At 36.3% G+C, this 20,455-nt stretch carries 14 protein-coding genes; 5 read left to right on the top strand and 9 right to left on the bottom strand.

From position 1 onward, the window contains the following. Position 1: 1 nt before the first annotated feature. Positions 2–1,705 carry a leucine-rich repeat domain-containing protein gene (locus BUE24_RS03255; RefSeq protein WP_073313840.1) on the bottom strand — a complete coding sequence of 568 codons (1,704 nt, stop codon included), beginning with the start codon at positions 1,703–1,705 and terminating at the stop codon, positions 2–4. 295 nt (positions 1,706–2,000) lie between these two features. Here BUE24_RS03255 and BUE24_RS23675 point away from each other — a divergent pair, with 295 nt between their 5' ends. Further along, on the top strand, positions 2,001–2,501 hold the full coding sequence (locus tag BUE24_RS23675; RefSeq protein WP_139241903.1) for a hypothetical protein: 501 nt from the start codon (positions 2,001–2,003) through the stop codon (positions 2,499–2,501). On the opposite strand, the gene argE is transcribed toward BUE24_RS23675, so the two are convergent. Both argE and BUE24_RS03235 read right to left on the bottom strand, forming a co-directional pair. Then, positions 2,489–3,655 (bottom strand): acetylornithine deacetylase, encoded by a 1,167-nt coding sequence (argE, locus tag BUE24_RS03240; RefSeq protein ID WP_073313834.1) that lies wholly within the window; start codon positions 3,653–3,655, stop codon positions 2,489–2,491. The two genes, BUE24_RS23675 and argE, sit on opposite strands and share 13 nt — an antisense overlap. A 2-nt stretch (positions 3,656–3,657) precedes the next feature. Continuing rightward, a complete protein-coding gene (locus BUE24_RS03235; protein WP_073313832.1) occupies positions 3,658–5,061 on the bottom strand; it encodes a YfcC family protein in 1,404 nt (467 codons plus the stop codon). A 141-nt stretch (positions 5,062–5,202) separates the two neighbouring features. Here BUE24_RS03235 and BUE24_RS03230 point away from each other — a divergent pair, with 141 nt between their 5' ends. Continuing rightward, positions 5,203–6,396, top strand: coding sequence for an FG-GAP repeat domain-containing protein (locus BUE24_RS03230; protein WP_084549376.1), 1,194 nt, complete (start codon positions 5,203–5,205; stop codon positions 6,394–6,396). Between the two features lie 59 nt (positions 6,397–6,455). On the opposite strand, the gene BUE24_RS03225 is transcribed toward BUE24_RS03230, so the two are convergent. The 5 genes from BUE24_RS03225 to BUE24_RS03205 form a co-directional block, all read right to left on the bottom strand. Beyond that, positions 6,456–8,174 (bottom strand): pentapeptide repeat-containing protein, encoded by a 1,719-nt coding sequence (locus BUE24_RS03225; protein ID WP_073313828.1) that lies wholly within the window; start codon positions 8,172–8,174, stop codon positions 6,456–6,458. Positions 8,175–8,493: 319 nt separating this feature from the next. Next, positions 8,494–9,420 (bottom strand): PD40 domain-containing protein, encoded by a 927-nt coding sequence (locus BUE24_RS03220; RefSeq protein WP_073313826.1) that lies wholly within the window; start codon positions 9,418–9,420, stop codon positions 8,494–8,496. A gap of 8 nt (positions 9,421–9,428) precedes the next feature. Continuing rightward, positions 9,429–10,622, bottom strand: a complete 1,194-nt coding sequence (locus BUE24_RS03215; RefSeq protein ID WP_073313824.1) for a serine hydrolase domain-containing protein — start codon at positions 10,620–10,622, stop codon at positions 9,429–9,431. Positions 10,623–10,684: 62 nt separating this feature from the next. Beyond that, positions 10,685–12,520, bottom strand: a complete 1,836-nt coding sequence (locus tag BUE24_RS03210; RefSeq protein ID WP_073313822.1) for a serine hydrolase domain-containing protein — start codon at positions 12,518–12,520, stop codon at positions 10,685–10,687. 205 nt (positions 12,521–12,725) lie between these two features. Continuing rightward, positions 12,726–14,546: a serine hydrolase domain-containing protein gene (locus BUE24_RS03205; protein ID WP_073313820.1), complete on the bottom strand. Its 1,821-nt coding sequence runs from the start codon at positions 14,544–14,546 to the stop codon at positions 12,726–12,728. A gap of 223 nt (positions 14,547–14,769) precedes the next feature. On the opposite strand from BUE24_RS03205, the gene BUE24_RS03200 reads away from it, so the two are divergent. Continuing rightward, on the top strand, positions 14,770–15,759 hold the full coding sequence (locus BUE24_RS03200; RefSeq protein ID WP_073313818.1) for a sensor histidine kinase: 990 nt from the start codon (positions 14,770–14,772) through the stop codon (positions 15,757–15,759). A 14-nt stretch (positions 15,760–15,773) separates the two neighbouring features. Next, positions 15,774–16,469: a LytR/AlgR family response regulator transcription factor gene (locus BUE24_RS03195; RefSeq protein WP_073313816.1), complete on the top strand. Its 696-nt coding sequence runs from the start codon at positions 15,774–15,776 to the stop codon at positions 16,467–16,469. On the opposite strand, the gene BUE24_RS03190 is transcribed toward BUE24_RS03195, so the two are convergent. After that, the gene (locus BUE24_RS03190) at positions 16,470–19,499 is read right to left on the bottom strand and encodes a WD40/YVTN/BNR-like repeat-containing protein (RefSeq protein ID WP_084549375.1); all 3,030 of its coding nucleotides are present in this window, start codon (positions 19,497–19,499) and stop codon (positions 16,470–16,472) included. Positions 19,500–19,836: 337 nt separating this feature from the next. On the opposite strand from BUE24_RS03190, the gene BUE24_RS03185 reads away from it, so the two are divergent. Next, complete coding sequence (locus tag BUE24_RS03185; RefSeq protein ID WP_170864540.1) at positions 19,837–20,433, top strand: Crp/Fnr family transcriptional regulator; 597 nt, start codon at positions 19,837–19,839, stop codon at positions 20,431–20,433. Positions 20,434–20,455 lie beyond the last annotated feature (22 nt).

Genomic DNA, 20,455 nt, shown 5'->3' with positions numbered 1-20,455 from the left:
CTTAGTTATTATTAAAAATCCACATATAATCAGCTTGCAGTTCATTCATCTGATCAATAGTAGATTGAGCAATAGCATTAAACCCAGGATTGTTTTTAAAATCTACATACCCGTTCATAGTTTCGTTTAGAATTGCTTGATCGTATATCTGTGCGATCATCTGATCGATCTCAATGGCATCAAATTGATTCCCTGTTATCTCTAAATTGAAAATTTTAAGATTATTCGATATATCCAAAGTGCTTATGGTATTGTTTCTAATAATTAAGCGTTCTAACTCAGGGTTATTGGATACATCCAACGTATTGAGTAAGTTATCATGAATGTAAATATCCCGTAATTTTGTATTAAAAGAAAAATCAATGTTGGTGATTTGATTTTCATACAAATCAACACGTTTTAACTCTGTGTTTTGAGAAAGGTCAATTTCAGTAAGCTGATTAGCTCCTATATTGATCTCCACTAATTTTGTGTTTTTGGTAAGATCTATACTACTGATTGAATTCCCGCTAAGGTCAATATCATCTAATTCTAAACTATTCGAAACATCAAAATTGCTGATTCCATTATCCCGAGCAAATAACTTCTTTAAAGCGATATTGTTGGAGACATCGAGGTTTGAAATTTGATTTCCATTTACCCATAAGAATTCTAGTTCTAAATTTTGGGAAACATCAAATTCAGTGAGCTGATTGTGTCTTAGCCAGGCTCTTTTTAAATTTTTGTTATTGTTAACATCAAGGCTAGTTATTTCGTTATAGCCTAATTCTAATATTTCTAAAACCGTATTATTAGAGGTGTTGAGTCCTGAAAGTCTACCACTATAAATATGACATTTTTTAAGCAGTATTAACTTTTCTATATCTGCTGAAGTGATATTACTTTGATAAGGATTTCCTTCTTCCGTATTACTGTAGAAACTAAACTCTTCGATTACTTCTAAAGGCCCGCTTATCGTAACTTCATAAACATCTACAGCTGTATATGTGTGGGTTAATTCGTTTTCTTCGGTAGTATCGGTAGCTGTAGATACGTAATCTTCAACAGTACCATCTCCCCAGTCTACAACATAATTTGATGCTGTAATCGATTTTAGAACAATAGTTTTTGGCGTAAAATCAGAAGATTCGTCGATAGTTAAACTGAAAGAATCTGTAGCGTTTGGTATCATTACATCCAAATCATCATACCCAAAATCAAAAGCTACATAGCCTGCAGCATCAATGTTTTCTACATCAGCAATGGCAGATTCATCGGTTTCTACGGTAAAATCGAAAGGGATTGAATTTTCTATAAATTGAGATAACGCAGAATTTACCTTTGGAGCTAATGAGATGACTACATCATTTGCATCCACCACTATAAATTCGGTTAAACTATAGGTTCCCGCATCCAAAGTAATTTCTTCTGTTACGTATTTTTCATCTACTTCAACAATTGAAATTTTTTCTCTGGATAATATTTCGTTTCCGTCACTATCATTAATACTAATCAAAGCATAGTCTGGAACAAGATCAACGGTTTTATTGGATAAACTCTTTGCTATTATTTCTTTAAAATCAATACTGAATGATTGCTTCCCTTCTGCAATTACTTCTATAGGATCATCCTCTTCTTCTTGTTGTTGTTGCAATATCTCTGTATCATCAGAAGAACAGGAAACAAAAAGAATTGAAAAGAACAGTAAAAAGAGTGTGTTTTTCATGAAAAGTGTTTTGTAAAAAATGTTTTAAAATGATAAATGTTGTTTATAAGTGTTGACGGATGGTAAAATGTTACCCAAGTTTATTAATTTATTTTGGAAGAAGATTTCGAGGCAAATTTCATCTGACATGAAAAATATTGAGTATGGTACTATAATACCACACCCAATAGATCTTGCCCTAGTACGTATCTAGTGAATTCTAGGGCAGTTTCAATCCTAAATCGGCACTTTAAACCCTAATAATAATGCTATATTTAACCTCAAAAGTATCATCCTTGTCCAGAAACACCTATTATTGGTTATTACCCTACTGTTTAGTTTGGTCTATATCCCACCTTTGATCAATAAGATACTCTTTAGCATTCTTAAAACCGATCCCATAAATTTCAGTATCATCCCCAAAGCTGATATCAAAATGGTAGTATTGGTATTGGTCTGTTTTATGGAAAGCACATTGATCAAAAGACAATACCCAGGGATTTTGGGTTGGATATTGAGTGCTGTATTAATAATCGCCATGACCATGCGGGTATTGCGCTGGCCTTATGCTACAGAAATCATGGTAATCAGCACTGTACTTTTATTGAGTGTCCTTATACTTTTTGCTATTAAAGAAAAAAATAAGACGATACTCAATCATATGCTCATGGCTTATGTTGCTATTAGAGTACTTATGCTTCTTTTTAGACCTATTGATTTTCTATGGATACTAGAAATGATTATAGGTTGTAGCGTTGTGATTTTGGGAATACGGGATAGTATTAAAATAAGCAAGGCACTCTTCTACACAAAATGATCTGATGACAACTCCTCAATGAGTTTGTCTATCATCTCCACCCCTTTATCCAGTTGTTCTTTGGCTATAAATTCATTAGCGCGATGCGCCTGGGCAATAGATCCTGGTCCGCAAATAATCGATTGAAACCCTTCATCCGCAAATTGACCAGCTTCAGAGGCATATGCTACGGTGTTTAATTCAGATTTGCCACAGATCTTTTTTACCAAATGCACGACATCTGCATCATCTTTGGTATCCAAATGTGGTACTGCGGGATGATTTTCAATCGTTTTTATAGAAAAGTCTGGAAATATCTTTTGTAACTCTCCTACTCGTTCTTTGCAATAGGCTTCAAACTCAGCGATAATGGTATTGACATCATCCATAGGGATAGTCCGTAGGTCCCAGTAAAAATAAGCCTTATCAGCTATGATATTAGGAGCAATCCCTCCATTTACTAACCCAATATGGATGGTTGAATGCGGCGGATGAAAACGATTGTCAAACTGTTTACTTTCAATCAATTGATTCATTTTATTCTCTAGCCAAAGGATAAGACGCATAGATTCGTGTATGGCACTCACCTCTTGTTTAATACGACTGCTGTGCCCTTCAGAACCAGTGACATAGGTTTCTAGAATATAAATTCCTTTTTGCCCTACGATAGGTTCCATCAAAGAAGGTTCTCCGATAATCGCATATTTAGGAGTTTCTGTATAAAAATCATTTATTGCACGTGCTAGCTCAGGTCCTGCCAAACATCCTATTTCTTCATCATATGAAAAGGCAAAATAAATAGGCTTTTTCAGATCAGCTTTGGCCATTTGCGGCAATACTGCTAAGCAGCAAGCAATAAACCCTTTCATATCGCATGAACCTCTTCCGTATAGCTTTCCATCTCCTTTGTCGGTCAATACAAACGGATCGGTGTCCCATTTTTGTCCTTTTACAGGTACTACATCGGTATGACCTGAAAGAATGACCCCTCCATCCACTGCAGGGCCTATTCTGCAATGTAAAGAAGCTTTGTTTCCTTCTGTGTTTGGGACTAACTGTACTTCGATATCATAGGATTCGATATATTCTTTGATCCAATGAATAATACTTAAATTACTTTCGCCCCCAAGGACTGGAAATGAAACGAGTTTTGAGAGAATATCTGCTGCATTCATAATTAGCTATAATTTGTTGCTACTGCTATAATTAAGGTTAAAAAGGCAATACCTATTAAACTGAGTAATACCGGAAATATAAAACGAATCCATCGATCAATGGGTACACGACACATGCTCAACATGGCAATTAATCCACCTAAGGTAGGGTTAATTAAGTTGGATAACCCATCCCCCATCTGAAAAGCTAAAATAGTGACTTGTTTGGTAAGACCAAGGGATTCCCCCAAAGGGAGCATTACGGGTAATGTAGCCAATGCCTGCCCACTTCCCGAAGGGATAAAAAAGTTAATTACTGATTGCGAAATGGTCATACAAATAGCGGCTACGTGTAGTGGCAAACCTTGTAAAATGCTGGAGAGTTCATAAGAAATCGTATCTCCAATATTTCCCATTTCCATCAATACCTTTATAGAAGTAGCAAAACCTACCATAAAAGCACCTGGAGCAGCAATACTTACTGATTTTAATACCGTTTCGCTCATTTGCGTAGCGCCCATCTTGGATACCAATCCACAAAGAAGGGCAATCATTAGAAAAACGGCCGATAGCTCGTTAATGTACCAATTGAAATTGAAGACTCCGTATAGAATGACTAAAAGTCCAATCGTAAAAATGGCAATCACCATGATATTGTTACCACTTAACCGATAATCACTAATGGGTTTTGATAGGGATAATTCACTAAGATCAAGGTTTTTCCCAAGGCTTTTGTTTGGATTTGCGGTAATCCTTTTAAAATAGCGCACATTATAAAAAGCCATTAAACTTAAGGCCGCAAAACAAAGTATGCTGCGCAATAAAGCTCCAGAGAACATAGGGAGTTCTGCGAGTTTATGTCCGGTCCCTACGGTATACGCATTGATAGGAGACAAACCAAAACCAATAGTCATGGCTCCCACAGAAATCCCTGCAGCCAAAATTAGATCCCCCCCTAACGCCAGACTGAGTACTGCCGCAATTGGTACCATGGCGATATTATTTTCATAGCCTATAGCCACGCCTAGCATACCATAGATAAATGTCATGATGATGATGATCAGTACTTTGTTCTTTTGCCCCAATTTCCTAACCAAGGTCCCTACTCCATTTTCTACTGCTTTTGTTCTATCCATAAAGCCAAACATAATCCCTCCAGCCAGTACGATAAAAATGATTTCAGAAGCTGCTTTAAAACCCAAAGGAATCGCTTTAAACATATCCAATAGCCCAATGGGTGTAGACGTGATCACCTTATATGAATTAGGAACTACAGCGCTTCTGCCATTGACCTGTATGCGTTCATACATTCCGGCGGGAAGTACATACGTTAACAGGGCAACAAAGATGATAATACCAAACAGCATGGTTATGGCATGAGGAATACGTTTAAAAAAAGAGCGTGGTAACTTCGGTTGAGTAGTCATTTATGTGATTAAAGGACATAAAAATAGCTAAAAAAAGTTATTCGTTGTTATCGCTGGTTTGCTAATGTCATGTTAATGTAAAGCGCATGCCGATTCCCATGTTTCAAAATAGCTTACATTAGCGAAAAACCGCACAAATCGATGAAAAAGAGTCCTATATTCTTGCTAATGTTTGGGATTATGCTCCATGGGCATAGTCAAGAACAAAAAGCAACCGCTTTGTATACCGATGCTACCCTAACTCACCTGCCATATCAAGATCTGCAAGCCCTTTCTATGGATGCGGGAATTGCTGACCTGGATGGAGATGGAGATCCTGATATTTTGATCGCCAATGAGCATAAACCTAATATCTTACTCATTAATGATGGGAAAGGAAAATTTACCAACGAAAGTAAACGTATTCCTCAAGTTGCTCATGATAGCGAGGATATTGGTATTGCCGATTTTGACGGGGATGGAGATCCAGATATCATTGTGGTGAGTGAGGATGATAAAACCAACGAACTGTACATTAATAACGGTGATGGGACCTTTACTGATGGTGGCGATCGAATTCCTGTAACTGGAACTTCTAATTCTGTGGTAGTTTACGATGTGAATAATGACGGAGCTCCAGATATACTCATTGGCAACAACGGCCAGAACAATGTATTGATTAATGATGGTAAAGGACATTTTAAAGATGAAACCCTCGCACGTTTTGGAGCATTTGTAGATGTAACCCAGGATCTTACGCTATGCGATATCGATAAAGATGGGGATCAGGATATACTAGTGGCCAACGAAGATGCTAATCGCATATTGGTAAATGACGGGAAAGGCTTTTTTAAAGATCAATCTGCAGATCGACTCCCTTATCGCAGCGAACCCGAAGAAACCAGAGAAGTGGTTACCGCGGATATTGATGGAGACGGAGATCTGGATATTTTATACGGAAATGTGCAAGCTTTTGTACCCAATGCACTGCGACAGAATCGATTGTTATTGAATGATGGAAAGGGTTTTTTCTCAGACATTACCACTACTCACCTCCCCAAAGATGAACACCGATGTTTTGGGGTGGCGTTTTTGGATATAGACCGTGATGGGGATGTTGATATCATGACGGGGAACACCAGCGGCGCTCGATTTGATGGGGATAGTCCATTTAGTGTATATATCAATAATGGTAAAGGATCATTTTCTGATACTACAGGTACCTTTATGCCTGCCTCTATTAAAGGTAGAGGATTTGATATTGATTTTGTGGATGTAAACGGTGATGGTATCCAGGACTTGTTCTTAAGCAATCGCGGTTCCCAAGATTTTTTGCTTTTTGGGAAGAAAGGGTGATAATTGAGCAGAAAGATAGGAAATCTTCTAGATCTGCGAGTAGACTAATGACTTTGTTTTTATTCGTTCTTTTCTACTAACCAAACCATTTTAACACCAACTTTCTTATCTTTAAAGGCTTTATTTTTAAATGGGATATCGTTGGATTTAACTTTATACTGTGCTTTTATCTTTTTAATGTTCTCAGGAGTTAAATCATTAAAATAATTAGATAATTTATGGCCGAACGTATCTTTTTCATAGTTAAAGTAATGATCATCCCAATACGATATCGTTGAATCCCCTAATTTTCTTGTTAATTGGATGTATACTCCTCTTTTCTTTGTTGTATCCTTGTCCATTAATTCAAAAATAGGTTTAGTAGTAATAAAGTTTTCTCTTTCTAATCGGTAATTTATTTTTTTAGCATCAAAATCGGTTTGATATAATGCCAATGGAATAGTTTTAGGGAGTTTTGTATCAGTTAAATTTGTTTTTTTACCAGAAAACAAATTATAGTTTATAAAACCTCTTCTATTAATAAATAACTGTGCACTAAATTTTATTTTACCAGGTTCAAAAACTGCATTTCTTAAGTCAGAATTTTTAAAGCGCACTATGTTGTTATAAGCAATGTCACCAAAACTGGAATTCGATAGGTTTGATTCAATGAAGTTAACTCTTTCTAGCTTAGCATTTAAAAAGTTAGCATTTGACATTTGGCATTCATCAAAATTAACCTTTTGTAATATAGCGCCATTCAAATTTGTACATATGAAACTAGCATCATCAAACTTGATATTATTGAATTGTGCATTGATCAAATTAGCATCGTCCAACACAATTGAAATAAACTGTCTTTTGTCTGGAGTGTTGACATTTTTTTCTAGTATATAAACCATCCTATCAAAACTATCACTTACAGAATCATTCTTATATTTTTTATTTAAGTAATCAAAATTTATTTGATCTATTGTTGAGCCAAATAAATTGGTTCCTTTGAAACTAGTTAAGGAAAGATCACAATTTTTTATTTTTGCATTTGACATATTAGAATAGCTAAAATTTCCTTCTGAAAGATCTGAGTTATCAATAACGATTGATTGTAAATTAGAATTAGATAGATTAATTCCTTTGATAAATGTGTAATCACCAAAATTGTAATTCGGAAGATGAGAATACGAAAAATCTGATTTTTTAAAGATCTTAATGTAGGTTTCTTGATTTAGTTTTGCTTCGATCAAATTAATTAACAATTGTCCTCTTTCTGGGCTATACATTTTTTTGTCAAGTATTCCTTTTTCTATATTTAATTGTTTATAAGGTTTTAACCGCCTACTTAAAGAAATAATCCTTGCACATAATTGATCGGATAATTGCCTAGAAATATTTTCTGGATTTTTCAATTCTTCATCAATTTTGTCCATTATATTATTGAATAAAAAAACTAAAGAACTTACCCTTTCTGCTTCAAATAAATGAGTTTGTTGAGATATCCGCATGTTTTGATATTGGATAAGTTTATTTTGAGACTGCAACAGCTTATTTTGTTTATTCATAAGATATACAGTAAATAAACTTAATATGCCTCCCGTAAATACAATGGATACTGTCGTTGGAGAAAAAAACAACCCCCAAAAGAATGCATTCCTAGCCGCTTTATTTCTTGGATCTCCCTTTTTCCATGTCCGATTCCTATGAATAAAGAAATTTCTTAGTAAAGCAATTAATCTATGTTCTTGTCTAATAAGTTTTGCTTCAAGTTCTATGGCTTCAGAGCTTCTTTTATCCTTGTTCATTTATAAATACTCGTTATTAGATATATTGCTACTCTTTTTAAGCTTCAATGATTAATACAAAAACCCCATATTCAAATAGTTTGAATACGGGGTTATTTCTATAAAATTTATCACTCCTAAAGTACAAAAAAAGGTAACATATTTATTATCAATTATTTGTTTTTTTTATAATTGAATTTTAGTGTGAAAAAATTATTCTTTCTAGTAATTAAGGCTCACTGCATTTTTTGCTTTTTGGGAAGAAAGGGTGATTACCAAGAAAACAGGGAATTCTAGAGATTCGCCCAAAGGACTTGTTTTTGTAGCTTTTTTATTACTGTTATTTAGGTCTTACTTGATCAATAACTTTTGTACTTACCCAATAAAAATTGGATAATCCTCCTTCTTCATTATACCTACCAAAAAACAGATATTTACCATCTGGAGTGATGCTTGGGCAAGTTTCTGAAAAGTTAGAATTTACTTCACTTCCAAGATTAAAAGGTTTAGACCATCCCCCATCTTTCTGTTTAAAATAGACGTATATATCACTTTTTCGTAACGTATCTTCTCTGTTTCTAGCATTGGTTACTATGTAATCTTGAGATGGAGCAATGAATCCATGAAAACCTCCAATTCCTACTTCTTGTACTTCTGGATATGCATTCTCTTTCTTTGAGGCAACATACATCTTGCGTTTGGATACATTGGTATAAAAAAGGTCGCCGTTTTTCGCTTCGTTGGCATAGAAAACAAAATCGTCATTTACAGGGGAGTCCAATTGTTTTGCTTGGCTCCAGGAATTTTTTAAACGTTGTACATACCAAGTTTTTACAGACTCTTTATGATGTGGTAAAGAAAAAGAATCATGAGCAGCAAAATGAATCATTTTACCATTAGGGCTTACCATAGGATGCATCTCTCCTACTTTTTTACCCTTAGTAAAGTTTGCTTTTTGTGGGGTGATCCACTTCTGGTCTTCGAGTTTGGCATAATAAATACTGGGTTCTCCATCTTCATAATTAGCACTAAAATAGACCTCTTTGAAATCAGGAGAAAATGAAATACCATGCTCATATCTTCCTTCTAAGGAAATAATTCCTGGGGCAAAAATTTCAGGTATTAATCCGGGAGGTTCTTGTCCAAAATAGCGGCTTTTTGTTATTTCATGATTAGCATCACTACTTTGTTGCTTTTTGTTTGTGTTGCAGGCCAATACGAGTAGAATTCCAACAAGGAAGCATATAGTGAAATACGGTTTTTTCATGGTTTATGTTATTCATTTATAAATGCAGGTAACACTCGCTCTGCGATGATTTGCATATAGTTGGTATCGTTATCATGTGCCGTATGCACCACCATCAAATCTAATTCGTCGATCAATACGACAAACTGGCCATACCCTCCTTGTGCTGATCTGGCAAAGTAACTTTTATCTCCGCATTTTAGGTTGGCACTCCACCAGAAATACCCATAACCTTGTCGGGATACATCTTTACCACCGTAATGTACCTCTTCATCCCCGGTATACAAAATTCTACTTGTGGCTTTTTTGATATACGCTTCCGGGATCAACTGTTCACCATTCCATTTTCCTTTGTTTTTGGCGAGTGTTCCAATTTTCACCATATCTCGAGAGGTAATTCTGGCTCGGCTTCCGGATTGTGGTAACCCATTATCTGCAGTAGGCCAACCATAATTAGTAATGCCCATTTTGTTTAGCAATTCCTTTTGGATAAAATCTTTGGCAGATCCTGGCACCACGGCATCGATCACTTGCATCACCAAAGTGGCATCCCTACTATATTTAAAAGTTTGGGTAGCAGAGGTAATTGGGGTACTAAGGCTCAACCAGGTTTGTACTTGCTGCTGTCCTTTGATCATATCTGGGTTTTTATCAAAGGTTTCTCGTTGCTCGTCGGTCAAACGTATACCAGAACGCATAGTCAATGCCTTATGTAAGGTGATTTTTTCGGCACCCATTACTAATTTGGTAGCATCTACGTCTTTTAAAAAACTGATTATGGGTTTGTGTAGGTCTTCCATGGTGAGATGTCCCAACTGTATCGCACGACCTAGCGCTAAACTAGTATATCCTTTGGTGGCTGAGGCTTGTGGATGTGGTAGGTTTATACGACCGCGGTTGTAATACGATTCAAAGATCAGTTTTCCTTTGTGAGCAATAAGAAAACTGTCATATCTGCCATATAGACTATCGGCAATCTCTTTGGTAAGGGTTAGGATCATCTTTTTATTACCGCCATCAACACCTAGTTTCCCCACAGGTATCTTGTCCTTTTTTGCCTTGGGTGTAGCATCGATAAAGGCATTTTCCAGATATGGAATATCCCGAAACGAGCCTTCGATCTGTGCTGCTGTGGCCTCTGGGGCATGATCTTTTTGTTGGGCAAAACTCTTATGTATTACTATAAGAAGTAGTATGAGTAGTAATCCTGTTTTGTTTTTCATGTTTTTAATTGTTTATCAATGTTTGACCGTGGCGTAGGTACAGGAAAAAATGAAAGTTAGTTTCATTTACTTTGTTGTAACTCCTCAAGTTTATGTCGGGTACCGTTGTTTTGAGGATTCAATTCTAATGATTTGGTATAATTTAAAATAGCCAGATCAGTTTCACCTATTTTCGCACAGGCTTCTGCGTAACTATCATACACTCTGAAGCTATCTGGATAGAGCACAATATTCACCTTGAAAACATCTTGTGATAATTTCATCCTATCTTCATGAAAAAAATCATAACCAAGATCATTTAAATAGTCTTCGGTAACGGTAAGATAGGTTGAGTCTTGTTCTTTTAAGGCCTTATAGGCATTAAGTGCGCTATCAAAGTCCCCTTCTAGAAGGAATTCTACAGGTTCTTTTTTATTCGTATCTACTTTATCAAAAGCTAAAGCTATCGTTCCATCGTTTCTATTTAAATACTGTAAATTCAGGGTTTTATTTTCAGGATTTGGTTTGAATTGTATCCATCGACTAGAGTTTCTTCTCACAAAACTGCTATCTGAGATTTTGACTAGTTCTTCAGCCTCCACGTCCAGGATATTTTTATAGAATAGTTGATTATCCTTTTGAAAAACCTGAATAATCCTACCATTGTTGATGTATCTTCCTGTGATTTTATTTACTAGAGATTGTTCAACTTCTATTTTTTTATGCACGGGAACAAGCTTGTCCCAATCATAAGCCAGGGCTACAGCCCGAATCACTTCAGCATTAAATTCGGGAAAAGTAGAATTAGTGAACACTACCACACCATAGCCTTTGTCTCTATGCGCTATAATCTCGGCATAAAAACCTGTGTTCCATCCGTGATGCCTTAAGTAGATCTCTTCGTTTCTATTAATGAGTTGAAACCCTAACCCCAATGTAAATGACCAACCAGGATTACTCACTCCATAAGGTGTACCCATTAATGTTGTTAGATTTTTTGATAATCCTTTAGTAGGCTTTCCATTTAGGGTTTGCTGTACGTTGGTTATAAATTTGGCATAGTCTTCAGCAGTTGTCCATAATCCGTCTGAAGCCATTGATGGATGAATCTTTCTTCCATCTTTTACTATCGAACCGTCTTTTAAATAACCTGTTGCTACCTTCGTTAATTGTTCTGTGGTAAGCGATTGATTAAACGTGCTATTGTTCATTTCTAAGGGTTGTAACACGAGTTCATGCATGATCCCCGGAAACGTTTTCTCTCCAACATCCAACATCATTTGTTGAATAGGTACATAGCTAGCATATGCAAAACGAACACTTTCGTCAGGTTCTTTATTTACGGTTAGTGGCTCGTTTTTGGCTGGAGAAGTTCCGTTTAGGATTTCTACAAGTGTTGGGATTTTGTCATTCATATGATATGATCCTGTCCCTCGAGGATGTATTCCGGCAGAATGATTCAAAAGATTTTTTATGGTGACTTTCTTTTCTTTGGTAAATTCATTTTCTGGGACTTTCCAGGATTTTAAATAGCTATTAATGTTTTCATCCAGATCTAATTTATTTTGTTCTACAAGACATAATGCGCCATAGGCTGTTACCGGCATACTCGTTGCCGCTGCCTGGAAAAGCGTTTGTGTGGTTACTGGGGTTTGACTTTCTTTATCCACAACACCATACCCTTTTGTCCATGCAATTTCACCATTATGTATGACTGCGATACTCACACCCGGAATACCATAGTGGCTCATGCGTTCTTCTATAGTCCATGTAGAATCTCCTTCTATATGTACCCGAGTTGTAAGACCAGTTTCTACTTTTTTGATCATATCAACGGTAGTATCAATATCTGTATTCGATTGTTGTGCACATGATTGAAAAAGAATTATGGTTAAAAGAACTGGGATTACATTTTTCATATACTAATTTTTTAAAGGATTAATTACCAAGAGGCTTTGTTTTAGTTGGAGGTTGAATAAAAGTATAGCATAATTCACCTTTCACACTATAAACAGGATAAGTGCAACGATTAAATGATGACAGCATTTCGTCATTGATATATAGCTTTTGTAAAGAAATTAAGGGGATTTGTAAGTGTGTATATAATTTAGATGAAAATTAGTTTTATTCACTTTTTTGTAACTCCTTAATTTTATGTCGGGTATTGTTGTTTTGAGGATTCAATTCCAATGATTTGGTATAATTTAAAATAGCCAGATCAATTTCTCCATTTTTTGCGCAGGCTTCTGCATAACTTTCATATACTTCGAAACTATAGGGATAAAGCACTATATTCACTTTGAAAGCATCTTGTGCTAACTTTATTCTATTCTCACGCAAAAAACGATGCCCTAGATCATTCAAATAATCTTCAGTAACAGTAAGATAGGTCGAATCTTGTTTTTTTAAAGCCCTATATGCATTAAGGGCTTCGTCAAAGTTCCCTTCAAGAAGGAATTCTACAGGTTCTTTTTTATTGGCATCTGCCTTATCAAAAGTTGATACTATAGTTCCATCGTTACTGTTGATATAGAGTAAATTGAGGATTTCATTTTCAGAATTTGGTTTGAATTGTATAATGCGACTAGAATTTCTTCTCGCAAAACTACTATCTGAGACTTTAACAAGTTCTTCTGCCTTCGAGTCAACTATATTTTTATAAAGCAGTTGATTTTCTTTTTGAAAAACTTGAACAACCCTACCATTATTACTATATCTCCCAGTAATTTTATCAGCTAAAGACTGTTCAATTTCCATTTTTTTATACACTGGGAAATAATTATCCCATTTATAAGCAAGAGCGACAGAACGAAACACTTCAAAAACAAAAGCAGGAAGCGGAGTATTGGTTAACACCACTACACCATATCCATTGTCTTTATGAGCAGTCATCCTACTATAAAACCCTGTACTCCATCCGTGGTGCTCAAAGTAGAGTTCATCTTTCTTATCATAAAGTAAAAAGCCCAATCCATATTTTCCATAACGATTTTTTGAAGATGGGGTAAGCATTAATTCTGCCATATCTTTTGATAACCCTTTGTTACTCTTATCTTTTAGGGTTTGTTGTATGTTGATTACAAATTTTGCAAGATCCTCTGCAGTCGTCCATAATCCGTTTGAAGCTAATTCTGGGTAGATATGCCTTTTACCTTTTACCATAGAACCATCTCGTAAATAACCCGTTGCTGCTGTCTTTAATTGCGCTGTGCTAAGTGATTGATCAAACCTGCTATTGTTCATTTCTAAAGGTTGGAGCACTAATTCGTTCATTAGGTCTGGGAATTTTTTACCTTCAACGTCCATCATCATTTGTTGAATAATCGTATAACCACCAGCTGAAATCCAAAGGTTTTCATTAATTGCTTTGTCTACAATAACAGGATTTGAATTGGCTGGGGAAGTTCCATTTAATATCTCTAAAAGTGTGGGTACAGGTTCACCTGTGCTATATCCCTGGAAAGCGTGCACATTTATTCCGGCAGAATGGCTCAAAAGGTTTTTTAGGGTCACTTTCTTTTCTTTGGTAAATTCACTATCGGGCAATTTCCAGGATTTTAAATAACTGTTGATGTCTTTATTTAAAGTCACTTTATCTTGGTCGACAAGACGTAATGCAGCATAAGCTGTTAAAGACATGCCAATGGTTGATACTTGAAAAAGCGTTTTATCGGTCACAGGAACTTTACTTTCTTTATCTAGTACACCGTATCCTTTTGCCCATGCGACTTCACCATTATGAATAACCGCTATACTTACACCCAGAATACCATAATGTTTCATACGCTCTTCTATAGACCAGGTGGAATCTCCCTCTATGTGTACTTGATTTGTGAGTCCAGTTTCTACCTTTTTAATCATATCAATGGTAGTATCTGTATTCGATTCTTGAGCAGATGATTGAAAAAGAATTAAGGTTAAAAGAACTGAGAAAACATTTTTCATATACTAATTTTTTTATGGAACGATTAATTACTAACCCAGGAGGTTTTGTTTCAGTTAAATGTTGAAATAAAAGTATAGCATAATCCATGTGTAATATCATAAATAGGATGAGCATAGGGATTAAGTGATGACCTCATTTTGTCATTGATATATGGCTTTTGTAAGAAATTATAGCAACTGCTGCGTATAGATAGTATCTTTATACCCTTTCAATAAAACACATATGTTCAACAGGTCCATAAAGAATACCATATTCCTTAATGCAGGCGCCTTTTTGCTGGTGGGTATCCTTGAAATATTAAGTATCTGGGCATCCCGGGATAATTTTGAAACCGTCTATTCTTTTTATATGCATGGGTTTAACTATACCTTGTACATTATGGTGATTATCTGGATCAACCATTTTATTTTTATCCCTTTTCTATTAGATAAGCGGCGCTATGTGTTATACGTTATTCTAGTAATTGGGATCATATTTGTAGGCGCATATATACGAGGACATGCATACAGTTGGCATACCGTTAACAAGATGTTTTTCTTTTTGATTTATACTACGGGAACGGGTATGGCGGCTTTCTTTTTAAGAAGAAGTATCATCATTCAAAAAGAGAAAAGTGAAAAGGAAAAACTACAAAAAGAGATCGAACTCAATTATTTGAAACAGCAGGTCAATCCTCATTTTCTGTTTAATTCCTTGAACAGTATTTATGCACTATCTCGTCAGCAATCCCCAGAAACTCCTGAAGTGGTGATACAGCTATCGGAATTGATGCGGTATCAGTTAGAGAGTGCTAAAAAGGACACCGTTTTACTAAAAGAAGAACTAGAATTTATAGAAAACTACTTGTTACTGGAAGAAAAGCGATTGAGCACCCGTTGTAAGATAGAGTTTGTCATCGAGGGGCAAGTGTCAGACTTTACCATAGCCCCCATGTTATTGATTCCTTTTGTAGAAAACGCAGTCAAACATGGTGCCCAAAGCACAAACGACCAGAGTACTATCGATATTACTACTACGATTAAGGGTACTACACTTAATTTTTGTGTGGTCAATTCAAAACCTACTACGGTTACGGCATCCAAAAGAGAAGGAACTGGACTTGAGAATGTAAAACGGCGTTTACAGCTATTGTATCCCGATCATACATTAGATATTGAGGATCAAGAAAAAAAATATCGTGTAAATTTAGCTATCGATTTAAAAGCTCCTTAACCAAAAACTGCTTTATGATGAAAATAGGGATCATAGATGACGAAATACTAGCGCGCAAAGTGTTGGAAGAGTATTGTTCTAAAATCAACAATTTTGAAATTGTACTCAGCACAGGTAATCCCTTGGAGTTTATCAACTTTGCCCAGCATAATGAAGTAGATCTTATTTTTTTGGATATTGAAATGCCAGAGTTGAATGGGATGGAAATATTGAATGCCATGGTACGTCCGCCTAAGGTGATCTTAACGACAGCTTATTCTGAATATGCGCTGGAAAGTTATAATTATGGTGTGGTAGATTATTTATTAAAACCTATAAAGATCGAACGTTTTTTGAAAGCCATTAACAAGGTCACAGTGTCAACCATTTCGGCACCGAAACAACATAGCACAAAAGAAGAGTTACAGATCAAACATGATGGGATGCCTGTAAATATTCCTTTTACTTCTATTTTGTATATCCAAAGTTTTGGAAATTACTTGAAGATCTTTACGGATACCAGAATGTACCTGATTTCAGAAACCTTAATCAATATCACTACCCTATTATCAGAGAATTTTCAGCGTACTCATAAATCCTATATTGCCAATTTGGAACGGGTAACCAAAGCCACCCGCACCCATTTATTAATTGAGGATACCAAAGTTCCCGTGAGCGCCATGTACAAAGTTATTGTTTCAGAAAAGTTGGAGGATTTGGCGAAGTTGTAACTATAGCTGCACCCTGTTTTTAATAGCTGTAAAATCTGTCATCAATTCTTGATAACGCTCCACCACATCTTTTCCGATAATTTGATCAGCGCCATTTACCATGTTGTAGATATAGGATATCTGTGATACTAACATTTGTTGTGGATAGGCTCCTTTTTCATTCTTAAGCTGTTGTAAAGCTTTTTTTAGGCTTTCCAATTGATTCCTATCTGTTTTTTGATCTTTGGTTTCTAGCTTTTTGACTTCTTTTTCTAAGCGATCTTGTAGCAGACGGGCTTCAGTGAGCAACGCGATCACTTTTTCTTGCATTTCGTGTTGTTTTTGAAGTATCTCTTTGGTTATTCCATCTGCTTTTACGCGAGGATCCACCAACACTACAAAATCTTGTTCCATGGTCTTATCTCCTACGGTAAGTTTAACCGTATAGTTTCCCGGGAGCACCATTGGTCCGTTTTTGTAGCGTTTCTTTTGGTCTTTATGCCAGGGTCCTTTTTTATGCAGGCCCCATTCAAAACGATTTAGACCTTTCTTGGCTTTTAGTTTTTGATTAACGTATCGAAAAGTGGTACTCAAATTCATATCCTCAACCTCTTTAACTGAAGATTTTAATTGAGTACTATCACTTAACATGGTAATAAGCGGTTCGTTTTTATCATTAAAGATCTCTAGCTTCAAACCTTTGGTGGCCTCAGGTAAATAATAATCCATATAGACCGTAGTTCTCGGATATTTAGGAAAGCTGTTGCCGGCACGAATTTTTGGATAACGATAGCGTATTGTTGTGTCCGGTTTAAAAAGATGGGGCGACGACGCTAGATTTTGTATGGCTTTATCTCGTAAAGTGGTAATATTATCCAATATCCAAAATCCACGTCCCATAGTGCTTAACACCAAATCCCCTCTAAATATTTTTATATCGGTGATTGGAGTAACCGGTAGATTTTGTTGAAACGATTGCCAAGTAGTCCCATCATTGAATGAAACAAACATCCCATATTCTGTACCCGCATACAATAATCCTTGTTGTATAGGATCTTCCCGCAAGACACGAGTGGTATAATCACTTGGGATTCCGTTGGAAGCCGTACTCAATAAGGTCCAATTAGCACCATAATCTGTGGTTTTATAAAGATAAGGTCGAGAATCTCCCAATAAATGCCTGTCTACAGCAATATAAGCAGTGGCTACATCATGATGCGAGGGTGCAATAGATTCTACCCTGCCCCCTTTCGGTAGTTTTTTTGGAGTTACATTTTTCCATGTTTTGCCTCCATCTTTGGTGATGAAAACCACTCCATCATTAGATCCCGTCCAAATCAAACCTTCTTGTAGAGTCGACTCTCTTATCGAGTATAATGTACTGTAATATTCTTCTCCGGTGATATCTCGGGTTATAGGACTTCCTGAAATGACCTGTTTATCCTGTTCGAAAGCTGTTAAATCTGGAGAAATGGTTTCCCAGGAATATCCATCAGAATCCGTTTTGTGCAAGAATTGGGATCCGTGATAGACGACATCTGGATTATGTGGTGAAACATGTATTGGTGCCACTCTTTGAAAACGATATTTCAAATCCTTGGGGTTATGCCCGTATATATTACTTGCTCCTACATAATGGCTTTTCTCTACCCCAGTAAGCTTGTTGAAAACACCGAATCGTCCTTTGCAATTGGCATATACAATATTGTGATTACCTGGTTTTGGAACGGCCGGTCCAGTTTCGCAACCACCTGTATTGATCACCCATGCAGACCCAACGCTTTGCACCGCACTTGGTGGAAAACTAGGTATGGCAATGGTAGTATAATTGTCTTGTTGACCCGCATACAACCAATAGGGATATTGGTCATCTACTTCTACTTGATAAAGTTCTGCCGTAGGTTGGTTGAACTGAGTGGACCAGCTCTTACCTCCATTAAAACTAACATTGGCCCCACCATCATTAGCCTGGATTAGGAGTTGCGGGTTATTGGGATTTAACCAAATGTCATGATTGTCCCCATGAGGTACTTTCATTTCCTTCCAGGTTTTACCGCCATCTTCTGATTTGATCAATGGATTGGCGTTAGAATATATAACATCAGGGTTTGTAGGGTCTAATTCTACATTGGTGTAATAAAATGGTCGATTCACCAAGCGCTTGTCTTTCGAAACATGCGCAAACGACTTTCCTTGATCAATAGATTTATACAATCCTTGCTCGCCTTTGGGAGCTTCAATAATGGCATAAAGCATACTCGAATTGGCAGCAGAAACGGCGAGATCAATCTTACCTATGGTGCCCTTTGGCAATCCGTTTTTCAGTTTGATCCAATCTTTTCCTCCGTTAATGGATTTGTATATACCCCCTTCATCTGCAGACCCACCTGATATAATGGTCCATGGCTTACGCTCAGCCTTCCATGCGGCAGCATAAATAACATTGGGGTTTCCCGGTAGCAATTCAATATCCGAAAAGCCCACCTTATCGGAAATAGATAATACTTTTTCCCAGTTTTTTCCTCCATCAGTAGTTTTAAAGACGCCTCGTTCTGGGTTGCTTTTGAACGTATTTCCTATAGCAGCCACCCAAACCACATTACTATTCGTAGGATCAATTTCTACAGCGCCAATTTGTCCTACATTTTTAAGTCCGATATGTTCCCAGGTTTTACCAGCATCGATAGATTTGTAGACTCCTTTTCCACTTATGACATTACTTCGTAATCCGTCAGAACCTGTTCCCACATATACAATGTTTGGATCGTTTTCGGCTACTTGAATCGCTCCTATTGATGGTGTGTCAAAGAACCCATCAGAGACATTGTTCCAGGTCGTTCCATAATCTTCAGATTTCCAAACTCCCCCACCAGAAGCTCCCAGGTAAAAAGTACCGGGTTGCATGGCTACTCCCGTTACTGTGGTTACACGACCCCCACGGGCAGGGCCTACGGTTCGATACTGCAGGGCTCCAAAATCTTGTGATAATAGGGGTATTGTTGAGATAAAAAATGATAAAAACAGTAATTGTGAATTTAGACTGAAATTCATATCAATACAATGGATTAGAAAATAATGGATGTTTTAGGTAGCTGACTTAGAAACAAATTTTGGAAGCATGTTTGAAGACCTTTAGAATTGATCGGCTGTCTGAAGTTAATCAATGCACTCATGAAAAATAAAAGTTTCAATTTCATTTTTGTGGAATATCCTCCTAATTTGTAAGCCAAAGTGTTTGAAACAATATGATGGTGTGTTTCGGTATTGTTTATGGTTTTAAATATAGGAATAATGAAATGAACTCCTCTAGCTTTAGGAAAAATTTGGGATTGTGAATAATTCGCAACTGTTATAAAATTGATATAAACTTTGTAGCTTTATGATGTTTATGAAGCAACCAGAAGAATATCAAAAATTAATAGCTTTTATTAGCAATTGGGTACCACTATCGGAAACAGATATCAATCTTTTACAGTCTGAACTATCTGTTGAAAAGTATGACAAAGGTGATCTTATCCTGAAACAAGAACAAATATGTACATCCTTAAAATTTGTTATTTCGGGTGTTTATCGCGTATACCAAATAAAAGACGGTAAAGAGATTACAAGTTATTTTAATTACGATTCACGAAATTTGTTGGTAGCTTCATTTGCCAGCTTACTAAAAGGACATCCTAGTAAAGAAATTATAGAATGTATTGTACCTGGTAGGTTGATCTCTGTCAAATATTCCTATTGGAAATGGTTGTATACTCAAAGCGAAGCCTTCAATACTTTTGGACGACTAATGGCAGAGTTCAATTATCTCCTAGCTATAGAACGAATAGAATCCTTACAACATCAAAATGCTTCAAATCGTTACGAAAGTTTTATAAAATTATACCCCGATTTACTCAATAGAATTCCACATCACTATATTGCTTCGTACTTGGGAGTTACACCAGAATCTCTGAGTAGAATCCGAAAAACTGTCGTTAATAAGTAGATCTTACCATACATCAATGCAT

The sequence above is a fragment of the Aquimarina spongiae genome, assembly GCF_900141785.1.
GTDB lineage: Bacteria > Bacteroidota > Bacteroidia > Flavobacteriales > Flavobacteriaceae > Aquimarina > Aquimarina spongiae.
This window is presented reverse-complemented; position numbering and strand designations above follow the sequence as displayed.

What these genes read in the sequence shown, in the direction of transcription:
- BUE24_RS03185 (WP_170864540.1), top strand. Translation starts at nt 19,837, where the DNA reads ATGAAGCAACCAGAAGAATATCAAAAATTAATAGCTTTTATTAGCAAT.
- BUE24_RS03190 (WP_084549375.1), bottom strand. Translation starts at nt 19,499, where the DNA reads ATGAATTTCAGTCTAAATTCACAATTACTGTTTTTATCATTTTTTATC.
- BUE24_RS03200 (WP_073313818.1), top strand. Translation starts at nt 14,770, where the DNA reads ATGTTCAACAGGTCCATAAAGAATACCATATTCCTTAATGCAGGCGCC.
- argE (WP_073313834.1), bottom strand. Translation starts at nt 3,655, where the DNA reads ATGAATGCAGCAGATATTCTCTCAAAACTCGTTTCATTTCCAGTCCTT.
- BUE24_RS03210 (WP_073313822.1), bottom strand. Translation starts at nt 12,520, where the DNA reads ATGAAAAATGTAATCCCAGTTCTTTTAACCATAATTCTTTTTCAATCA.
- BUE24_RS03195 (WP_073313816.1), top strand. Translation starts at nt 15,774, where the DNA reads ATGATGAAAATAGGGATCATAGATGACGAAATACTAGCGCGCAAAGTG.
- BUE24_RS03235 (WP_073313832.1), bottom strand. Translation starts at nt 5,061, where the DNA reads ATGACTACTCAACCGAAGTTACCACGCTCTTTTTTTAAACGTATTCCT.
- BUE24_RS03205 (WP_073313820.1), bottom strand. Translation starts at nt 14,546, where the DNA reads ATGAAAAATGTTTTCTCAGTTCTTTTAACCTTAATTCTTTTTCAATCA.
- BUE24_RS03230 (WP_084549376.1), top strand. Translation starts at nt 5,203, where the DNA reads ATGAAAAAGAGTCCTATATTCTTGCTAATGTTTGGGATTATGCTCCAT.
- BUE24_RS03220 (WP_073313826.1), bottom strand. Translation starts at nt 9,420, where the DNA reads ATGAAAAAACCGTATTTCACTATATGCTTCCTTGTTGGAATTCTACTC.
- BUE24_RS03255 (WP_073313840.1), bottom strand. Translation starts at nt 1,705, where the DNA reads ATGAAAAACACACTCTTTTTACTGTTCTTTTCAATTCTTTTTGTTTCC.
- BUE24_RS03225 (WP_073313828.1), bottom strand. Translation starts at nt 8,174, where the DNA reads ATGAACAAGGATAAAAGAAGCTCTGAAGCCATAGAACTTGAAGCAAAA.
- BUE24_RS03215 (WP_073313824.1), bottom strand. Translation starts at nt 10,622, where the DNA reads ATGAAAAACAAAACAGGATTACTACTCATACTACTTCTTATAGTAATA.